The sequence below is a fragment of the Mesobacillus sp. genome (genome assembly GCF_049588175.1).
Classification (GTDB): domain Bacteria; phylum Bacillota; class Bacilli; order Bacillales; family Cytobacillaceae; genus Mesobacillus.
In genome coordinates, this window is sequence record NZ_JBAVFI010000454.1 from 1 (window position 1) to 9,140 (window position 9,140).

A 9,140-nucleotide genomic window follows, 5' to 3' on the forward strand; every position below is an offset into this window, starting at 1 on the left:
GGTAACTGGTTATGCAACTAATTTAATGGCGACACTCCAGGAATCATTGAAGGCATCCTCTGGGATCGATGTGAAGGAACTCATTGAGAACTTCTCAGGAAAAGCGAATGTAAGGCATAGCATTGATGCCCTGACGACAGAAATTCATGATCAGAACCATAGTGATATCGAGAAAATAGCAGATTAAACCAATTGTTTAATTTTAATCATGATTTATATACGTAATAATTAATCACTAAAAAAGAGCTGTCCCGGAAAATAATACGGGACAGCTCTTATTTGTTTCTTTTCATCTAAACTGTTGATTTCCGCTCCAGGCACCCCCTTGCGCTGGCAGCCCGAGGAGCCTCATTTAAAATTTATTGCTATTCCTTTTTATCAGGTTGCAGCCAGTTTTCAAAATAACCTGAGGTTTCCACACCGCCGGCTGCTTCGAAAGCGTTAATGAGGTCATAGCCAGAAGCGTTTTTATTTGTATTCTCCTTGGCGTATTCCTTCAATGCTTTCTTGAATTTCCCTGTACCAATCAGCTTCTCAAGCTCATCATACATGTCAGCGCCTTTTCCGTTGATCAGGACACTGTAATCATTCATATTTTTAAATTTTTCGAGTGGACTGCTCAGGTATTGGCCCTCAGCTTCAATTCTCGCAATTTCAGTCTGCATCTGGGCAATCTGATCAGCTGATTTGCTTGATCCGTAGCCTCTTTCGGCCATGAATTTTTTCAATAAATAGCTTGTAATACTTTCGTTCACCCATGGTTCTTTATATCCATTGCTTCCTACAGCGCCTGACAGCCATTGGCGGAGAACGGCGTCTGCCATACTGATGCTGCCTAAGTGATTTGTAAAATTATATCCTGGAGTAAAAATCATTCCTTGATAAGACATTTGTTGGCTGCTTTCAGCAGTACGGATAATGTCCAGCTCTTTGTATGGATAGGTCCCAAAATACTCCTCGAAATACTTCATGGATTGACCTGCAGCCATATTATTACGTTGTGCAGCTTCCTGGTCATCCGTCGTTGGGCGTGACCAGATATTGATCATCGTGTCATCAGTCATGAAGATCTCTCTTGAGTAATATTGTTTATCCAATAGAACCAATGACAGATCCCTTACATTCTCCAGCTTGACTGTATACTTAACGGTATCACCCTGAGCCTCAATTTTTGCAGATGACTCAGGTGCATTAGATACAATTTCATATTTTGCAGGTGCGGTCATCGTTATATCATAATTCGCTATTTCCCTGTAAAATGGATTTCCGAAAGGTGTGAAGGGATCCAGGTTCCAGCCATTTTTGTCGTAAACAGCCTGAGTAGGCAAAAAGTTCCCCAGCCAGACTGCAGCATAATCCATACTTGTATTACTATAGTTGTTTGGCAGCTTTAAATGGAATGTAAAAGCGACCTCGGCTTTTTGCTTATCTGACCAATTAGCCATTTCAATTTCAAGAATCGTTTTATCTACTTTAAAATCTGTTTTCTTGCCATTCACATATAAATCCTCGATTTCAACCCATCCCGGTTCTGGTGAAGGGCCAAGGATCATTTCCCAATCAATGCCCTCCAGTGGTTCCTGGAATTGGTTGGGGTAAAGGTGGAAATAAAGCCGATCCTGTTCTTTTCCGGTAGTGTTGGTCGTTGTCACATTCAGAGTACCTTGCAGTGAACCCTCAGCTTCGTTATAGGTCATGTATGCTGTATAATCCGTAGGGAAAACATCTTTATTTGTAAAATCAGAATGATAGATTTCTTTTCGATCTAATTTTGAAGAAACTTGGACAGACGTCTGTTTGGCAGTTTGTTCTTTTGTACTGTCTGCATACTCCTGATATCGCGCATACCCATATACTCCTGCCCATAAGATGAATGGCAATGACAATAGAGCAGTATGCACTGGCTTAGGTTTCCGGACAATGAACGAAGTCATTTTCAATAGTAATTTCTCAAAAGCTTCATAAACTCTGAATTTAAGAAAGTATCTGCGCAGGGTTATTAGCTTGTTTCGTATTATGTCGCTAAAATAAATTTTTATCTTATAATCCATTACCGTCTCGTGTTGGCTGCCAACCAAAACAAAACTCTTGGATTCCCTCATCAATGAAGTATTGAACACACTCCGTGCTGCTTGGGCTGACTTTTGCTTTACAGGGATGACACCGGCAATTTGATCTTCGATACCTCTTTTAATCCAATTAATAATGAGTGCGATCACCGTAATAATCAGGATGGGGCTATAAGCCATCCACGGAGCACGCCTGATCAGCCAATAGTTCTGTCCTGTCATTCCGGCTAATTCATTAGATATAGACCTGTATATTAACCGTGGAGTATCAGTAATGGCTGTAGGATGTGGTCCGCCCAAATAGATTGCGAAGATGCCCAAGAAAGTCAACAGCTGCAGCAATTGCAGCATTTGTTGTGCAGTCAGCAATAGAAAATGGGACTTAATGTTCGGCCATACATGCTTAACCAAGATGTGGAGTTTTCCTCCTCCCATGAGTTTTGAGCTTAAGACAAAGGGCTCCTTCTTAATTTCTTCCACCATATCGGTGATAAAGTTAAAAACTCCTGGCAGACCGATTAAAATCAGTACAAGTACCTGATATTCCAAAATGACTTTTGCTGAATAGCCCTGTGGTGTTGCTGCAATCGGAAGCATTAAAATGATTCCAGCCAGCAAAGCAGGTATATACCTGAATGGCCAGAAAAAGGCACTGAAATACCGTTTAAATCCTGGTATCCATATAGCAGTCAATAACGCCAGAATCCCTCCAAGGATTAATCGTGCCAAGGTGATTCCAATAACGGCCCCTAATGTGTACTTAATTCCGAAGAGGACGAGATTCACCATGCTTCGTGCCCCCAAATCAGTACCGAGAGGGAAAACGGAGGATGGAGGGGCAGGAGGGGCGGCAACAAATTTACCATTCTCATCGAATATCAACGGTTCAGCGCTTTCAGGCTCCAGCTCTGTGTTCCAGCTCATTAAAAAGAAAATGAACAGGAGCGCAAAGCCCACGATCATATTCCGATGTTTTAAGTTATAGATATATTTGAAAACGAAAACGAACATAGCTATTAGGTTTTTAAAAATATTACGTGCAAGCCTTACAAGTTTGCTAGTAAACAGCATTCTCATATATTCAACCCCCGTGCATTTGCGCCTTTCTTACCAGAAAGGGTGACGATCCGTTCAAGGAGCATCACTGGTATCAGGAACACCCCGACATAAAAGAAAATCTGCACAGGAGAAACCCCTCGAATTATCAGCAAATTATATAGTTCTTTTGTGTAGCCATTAAGTACAAACATCTGTTCAACGAGTACAAGATTGGTCGTAATCATAAAAATAATCGTTTTAAAGTGAATCGACATAACTGGCAGGATGTTTCTTGTCAAATGGACGAAAAGGATATGCAGGTTTGACAAACCTTTTGCCTTGCCCAAAAGGATGTAATGCTTTTCATACTCTTCCTCCATCACCTTTAATAGGTATTGCGCAAAAAACATCGAAGGCAGCAAGGAGTTAATGATCATTGGGAAAATCATAGGCTCTTTTCCTGCAAGTCCATACATGGTAACCAATCGAATTCCAAAATCCCGATACAGAGCAAAAAGGGACATTTGAATAATAAAGATGATCAATAAATCAGGTAATCCCTCAAAAAAGTTCAAAACATGCTTTAGCTTGGATCGGTTATTAAATGAAATGCTCATCAATATGTATGCAATGATGCTTCCAATGAAAATAGTAAAAATCAAGCTTACGAAAATAATTTCTAGAGAGTATGTATACCTGTCAATGACCGTTTCCTGGTTCCATTTTTCGAAAAAATGCCAGCTGTGAGCTTCAAAAAATTGGAGGGTTGTAGCCGCAAAAGCTTTAAGGAAGTCTAATAGCTTAAAGCCTAAGTGCTCGCTTCCGTCTGGACGGAAATTAAAAAGTTTAGGAAATGACATGAAAAATAACAGACCTGCCGATGAGGTCAAAAGTAAAAATGGATAATGAATAACCTTTTTCATAGTTCCTCCTTTGGAAAAAATTTCTTTATTTAAGAGTGGACGTAGTATATTTATGAAAGGTTGCATTTTTTATGAAATATTTTTATTATTTTTTAATAATTTTGTGATAATTGCAAAAATAATGTAATATAGATTATAATAAACCGACTGGATAGTTTATATAATATTAATAAAAAAATGGGGGAACGAATATGGAACAGAAGGTTATGAATCAAACGATTGTCTCTGCTCTTGATAAGTTTCGGGAGCTCGATGAAAAAATTTCGCATTTTAATAGTATTTCAGGCTTGTTAAGTTGGGATCAAAAAGTAATTGCTCCCAAAAAGGGGAGGTCTAATTTTGCAAATGCAAGCGGAACTCTTAGGACAGAAGCATTCAAGCTGACTGTATCAGATGAAATGGGTGAATTACTTAGCACACTATCAACCCCAGAAGCTGAAGCTTACCTCGACGAAGTGGCAAAAGCACAGGTTCGGGAGAGAAAAGAGTTTTATAATCGATCCAAAAGGATTCCTGCAGAAATGATCAAGGATTTTTCTGTGCTGACATCGCAGGCCAACGACGCCTGGGAGGATGCAAGAGAGAACGATGATTTTGAAAAATTTCGGCCGTATTTAGAAAAGATTGTAGAATTTAAAAGAAAAGCAATTGAAATTTATGGTTATGAAAACCACCCGTATGATGCGCTGTTTAGTGAATACGAGCCAGGGCTGACAGTTGAAAAGCTAGATCCGCTTTTTGTGAAATTGAGAGAATCAAGCGCAGATTTGCTAAGAAGAATACAAAGGTCAGCTTATAAGCCTTCTGCTGAAATTTTTGGCCAGCCATTTTCCGTGGAGAAGCAAAAAGAATTTAATCGTTACATCCTCCCGCTCATCGGATTCGATATGGAAGCCGGCAGACTGGATGAAACTGTTCATCCTTTTGCTCAGACGGTTAACACCGGTGATGTAAGGATTACGACCAGGTATCTGGAAAAAAATGTCCGTTCCGCAATCTTCGGAACAATCCATGAAGCCGGACATGGCATTTATGAACAAAACATCAATCCGGAATACCAAGACACTGTCATCCAGGAGGGAGCTTCTTTCGGAATCCATGAATCACAATCACGCTTCCTTGAAAATATGGTCGGACGCAGCGAGGAATTCTGGAAGTATTTTTACCCAACGCTTCAAGAGTATTTCCCTGAGCAGTTAGGCAGGGTAGAGTTAGATGAGTTCTATCGTGCCGTAAATGCAGTCGAGCCTTCTTTTATAAGAGTGGAAGCTGATGAGCTGACATATAATCTGCATATTATGGTTCGATATGAAATTGAGAAGGCGTTGATCGCCGGCGAAATCGAGGTGCGTGACCTGCCAGCGATCTGGAACGAGAAGATGAATGAATATCTGGGCATTACACCTGCCAGCAACAGTGAAGGCGTCCTTCAGGATATTCACTGGTCGTTCGGCGGCTTCGGCTATTTCCCTTCTTATTCACTCGGGAATCTCTATGCCGCACAAATCCTGCATAAGATCCAGCAGGATGTTCCTAACTTTTATGACAGCATCGAAAAAGGGAACTTCAGTGTGATCCAGCAATGGCTGAAGGAAAATATCCATCAGTATGGCATGCTATACACACCTAATGAATTAATTGTTAAGGCTACGGGAGAAGAGCTTAATGCAAATTATCTCGTACAGTACCTTGAAAATAAGTATAGCAGGGTATATAAATTATAAATCTCGAAGGCAGATTATCAGTCAGAAAAAGAGGTTATAAAAATGGCGCCAATTGTTTCGGATGAATATAAAGAAAAGAAACGGCAGGAAATATTGCAGAGCGCGCATGCCTGTTTTGCTAAAAAGGGATTCGAAGCTTCGACAGTTGATGATATCGTCTCTCATTCAAGGATCAGCAAGGGTGCAATCTATAATTACTTTAAGAGTAAAGATGAGATTTACCTTGCTCTCATGGAGAGTCAGACTAATGAATCTGGTACCAAGTTCACCAGGGAGATTGCAAAATGTAAATCTGCTTTGGATAAGCTGAATTTCTTGATTAATGCATATTTAGACAATGATCCAAACGACGAAGAGAACAAAGATTACGCGCTTGTGCATTATGAATTCAGGCTGTACTCCACAAGAAAATCAGAATTAAAAAAAGCGCTGACGGCTCGCTATCAAGATTTCTTTGTTACTTTGCTGACGGGCATCATAGAAGAAGGGCAAGCAGCAGGTGAGTTCAATAAAGGAATTGAAGCTAAGATGTATGCTGATATCTTTTGGGCAATGGTAATTGGAGTTACTTTGCAGGCAACGATACTGGATGAATATCAATACAAAGAAATCCTCAAAGAAATGCAGACAATGTTCATTGAAAAAATTAAAGCATAAAAAATCAAAAACCAGTGAGAACGGCTGCTCACTGGTTTTATTTCATTTTAAGTCCATAACATTTTGTTTATAAACGGCTTTTTCCTTCAAAATCTTTTTTAGATGTGACTTATTTTTTCTGGCTGATAGAATGTAAAGAAAATCTCCTGCCATGATGTTTGTATTTCCTGTTGGTGCAATGAGCTTTCCTTTACGGATGATTGCGTTGACGAGCGAGCCTTCAGGAAAGGGGATATGTGCCAAAGTTTTTCCGATAATGGCGCTGTCACTTTCTATTTCGTACTCGATCATTTCTGCATCTGCTTTTCCTAGCGATATTAGTTCAAGCGACTGCATAGGAGCGGTTTTCTTAGGTCCGTTCAACCCGAGCTTAGCAGCAGCATATGGAATGGTTGCCCCCTGAATTAGGGCACTCGTCAAAACAACGAAGAATACGACATTAAAGATTTGATGGCTGCCGTCTATTCCTGCCAATAAAGGAAAGGTTGCAAGGACAACGGGAACAGCACCTTTCAGGCCTGCCCAGGAAAGGAAAATTCGTTCTTTGTTAGTGAAATTCATATTTATTGTGGACAGGTAGACTGCCACCGGCCTTGCCACTAACATGAGAATCGCTGATAATAGGATTCCTTGTATAAGAATGGCAGGAGTGAAAAGTTCTGAAGGGAATACAAGGAGGCCAAGAATGACAAACATGAGGATCTGCATCATCCAGGCAAATCCTTCTGAAAAACGGAAGATAGAATGTCTGTATGCTATCTCCGCGTTGCCAATCATGATCGCTGCAATATAGACTGCCAACAGTCCGCTGCCGTTCACAAATGCAGTAATACCATAGGTTAGCAAGGCAAAAGCAGTCGCAAAAACGGGATAAAGTCCACTAGAATCAAGATTGATGGAATTAAGTGAGGCAATCGCTATTTTACCTAATATCATCCCCAGTAAGACACCCAGTCCCATTTGCAAAAAGAAATCTCCGATTAAGTTCAGGATACTTGCTTCAGGAAGAGTGATTAGCTCAATCATCGCCACAGTCAAGAAGACTGCCATCGGATCGTTTGACCCCGACTCTGCTTCTAGTGTAGAACCCAGCTTTGAAGATATATTTTGTCCCTTAAGGACAGCAAATACGGCTGCAGCATCCGTTGAACCGACGATGGCTCCAAATAAGATCGATTCCAGCCAATCCAAACCTAAAATCATATTTGCTGCAACAGCAACAATTCCGGAGGTGAGCAAGACACCGATGGTAGCAAGTGATAAAGAGGGAATGATTACTGGACGGACATCTTTCCAGTTGGTTTGAAGACCGCCTTCGAACAAAATAATCACAAGGGCGATTACACCAATCAACTGAGTCAGGGCTGCATTATCAAAATAAATAATCCCAAGCACATCGCTCCCCATTACCATGCCAACCAACATGAAAAGGATTAGGGATGGTACGCCCAGCCTGGTGGAAAACCTTGTGGTCAATACTCCGACGATGAATAAAATGGCAGATAATAAAATGAATGAATCCGTGCTTAATATTGGTTCCTGCAATAAAAACTCCCCCTTAAAGATCTACGTTTAATTTAATTTTTTCTAAATGGCTGTCAATTCCTATAAAATGAATCGTTTCCGATGGAGAGGCATGGTGCAGCCGCTTTTGAATGAGTGAAATGGCAATGCCTTGAATGTAAGCATGGTATCCAAAAGTCTTCCGGAGAGTGGTCATGCCAACAGCCTCTTCGATTCCTGCTTCTTTTGCGGCAGCGTTAATGATTCGATAGGCTTGCTGCCTGGTGATTGGCTCACCTGTTTTGCGTGACTTAAATAGATAGTCCGTATCAATTAGCGAATTTTCATTTATATATTTTTTTAGGATATTTCTTATTGTGCGATTTAGGTAAACAGGAGGACTGTGGTATTGGGGAAGGGACAGAATTTCTGTAATTTCTCCGTCTGCACCGTTGACTTCGTGAACGCGAAGATGCATCAATTCTTGCAGCTTTATGCCGGTATTGATTCCCAGTAAAAATAAGCAATAATCCCTTGCAGAATGTTCCTCTAAATACTCTTTCATTTTGCTGATTTGCCACTTTTCTTTTATTGCGCCTACACTTTTCAAAAAATTCACCTCCTTATGTAACTTAATTATATATTAATTTGACTTGTGTAACATAATTTTATGCTTGCAATAGGGAGTTTTGTACAGCATTAAACCAATGGTATAATGAACAGTAAAGAAAATTTGTTATTAGCAGGAGGCAATATGCTGACTTTTGAAGAAAAAATTGCAATCATTGAAACTTTCCCCGAGCTTGAACGCAAGAACGTATCATTAGGACGTGTCAATTTCCATTTTGAAGGAAGTATTTACGAAAAGAAAAATGTAGTTTATCATTTGCACCAAAATGGAAATGGATTCGTATATGCAGAATTTTTAAGCGGATATGATATGGATTCTAAAGGGATGGTAAATATCAGAGACTTTTCATCAGAAGAACTTAAGACAATCATCCGTCAATCCATAAAATCCCTTTCTCCCAACACAGATGCAGAGTCTGCAATTATTGAGGACAATGAAGAGGAACGCTGGATTAATTCAGAAAATCATACACTGATTCTCGTGAATGAAGATGATATGTGGAATGTATACGCTGGATTGAATCTCGATGGAACATTCCTTTCTTATAATGAAGCCAAGCAGTATTTAGAAGAAGAAGGCTTTAGAAAAAGGTAAT

7 protein-coding genes and 1 pseudogene are annotated in these 9,140 nt (G+C 40.1%); 4 read left to right on the forward strand and 4 right to left on the reverse strand.

The window, feature by feature from the left end; all coding sequences use genetic code 11:
- Positions 1 to 187 (forward strand): annotated as a pseudogene (locus WB217_RS11055) (flotillin family protein); the annotation flags it as partial.
- Between the two features lie 178 nt (positions 188 to 365).
- On the opposite strand, the gene WB217_RS11060 reads toward WB217_RS11055, so the two are convergent.
- Both WB217_RS11060 and WB217_RS11065 read right to left on the reverse strand, forming a co-directional pair.
- Positions 366 to 3,146, reverse strand: a complete 2,781-nt coding sequence (locus WB217_RS11060; protein ID WP_423993283.1) for a M1 family aminopeptidase — start codon at positions 3,144 to 3,146, stop codon at positions 366 to 368.
- Positions 3,143 to 4,030: a hypothetical protein gene (locus WB217_RS11065; protein ID WP_423993284.1), complete on the reverse strand. Its 888-nt coding sequence runs from the start codon at positions 4,028 to 4,030 to the stop codon at positions 3,143 to 3,145. The genes WB217_RS11060 and WB217_RS11065 overlap by 4 nt, the downstream gene beginning before the upstream one ends.
- Before the next feature lie 191 nt (positions 4,031 to 4,221).
- On the opposite strand from WB217_RS11065, the gene WB217_RS11070 reads away from it, so the two are divergent.
- Both WB217_RS11070 and WB217_RS11075 read left to right on the forward strand, forming a co-directional pair.
- Entirely contained in the window at positions 4,222 to 5,754 is a 1,533-nt protein-coding gene (locus WB217_RS11070) for a carboxypeptidase M32 (protein WP_423993285.1), read from the forward strand.
- A 42-nt stretch (positions 5,755 to 5,796) separates the two neighbouring features.
- Positions 5,797 to 6,411 (forward strand): TetR/AcrR family transcriptional regulator, encoded by a 615-nt coding sequence (locus WB217_RS11075; RefSeq protein WP_423993286.1) that lies wholly within the window; start codon positions 5,797 to 5,799, stop codon positions 6,409 to 6,411.
- A 42-nt stretch (positions 6,412 to 6,453) separates the two neighbouring features.
- Here the strand turns inward: WB217_RS11075 and WB217_RS11080 are convergent, their stop codons facing one another.
- Together WB217_RS11080 and WB217_RS11085 are read right to left on the reverse strand one after the other, a co-directional pair.
- Positions 6,454 to 7,956 (reverse strand): potassium/proton antiporter, encoded by a 1,503-nt coding sequence (locus tag WB217_RS11080; RefSeq protein ID WP_423993287.1) that lies wholly within the window; start codon positions 7,954 to 7,956, stop codon positions 6,454 to 6,456.
- Between the two features lie 13 nt (positions 7,957 to 7,969).
- Positions 7,970 to 8,524 (reverse strand): tyrosine-type recombinase/integrase, encoded by a 555-nt coding sequence (locus WB217_RS11085; RefSeq protein WP_423993288.1) that lies wholly within the window; start codon positions 8,522 to 8,524, stop codon positions 7,970 to 7,972.
- A 144-nt stretch (positions 8,525 to 8,668) separates the two neighbouring features.
- Between WB217_RS11085 and WB217_RS11090 the strand changes: the two genes are divergently transcribed.
- The gene (locus WB217_RS11090; RefSeq protein ID WP_423993289.1) at positions 8,669 to 9,139 is read left to right on the forward strand and encodes a hypothetical protein; all 471 of its coding nucleotides are present in this window, start codon (positions 8,669 to 8,671) and stop codon (positions 9,137 to 9,139) included.
- Position 9,140: the final 1 nt, after the last annotated feature.

What these genes read in the sequence shown, in the direction of transcription:
- WB217_RS11070 (WP_423993285.1), top strand. Translation starts at nt 4,222, where the DNA reads ATGGAACAGAAGGTTATGAATCAAACGATTGTCTCTGCTCTTGATAAG.
- WB217_RS11060 (WP_423993283.1), bottom strand. Translation starts at nt 3,146, where the DNA reads ATGAGAATGCTGTTTACTAGCAAACTTGTAAGGCTTGCACGTAATATT.
- WB217_RS11075 (WP_423993286.1), top strand. Translation starts at nt 5,797, where the DNA reads ATGGCGCCAATTGTTTCGGATGAATATAAAGAAAAGAAACGGCAGGAA.
- WB217_RS11090 (WP_423993289.1), top strand. Translation starts at nt 8,669, where the DNA reads ATGCTGACTTTTGAAGAAAAAATTGCAATCATTGAAACTTTCCCCGAG.
- WB217_RS11065 (WP_423993284.1), bottom strand. Translation starts at nt 4,030, where the DNA reads ATGAAAAAGGTTATTCATTATCCATTTTTACTTTTGACCTCATCGGCA.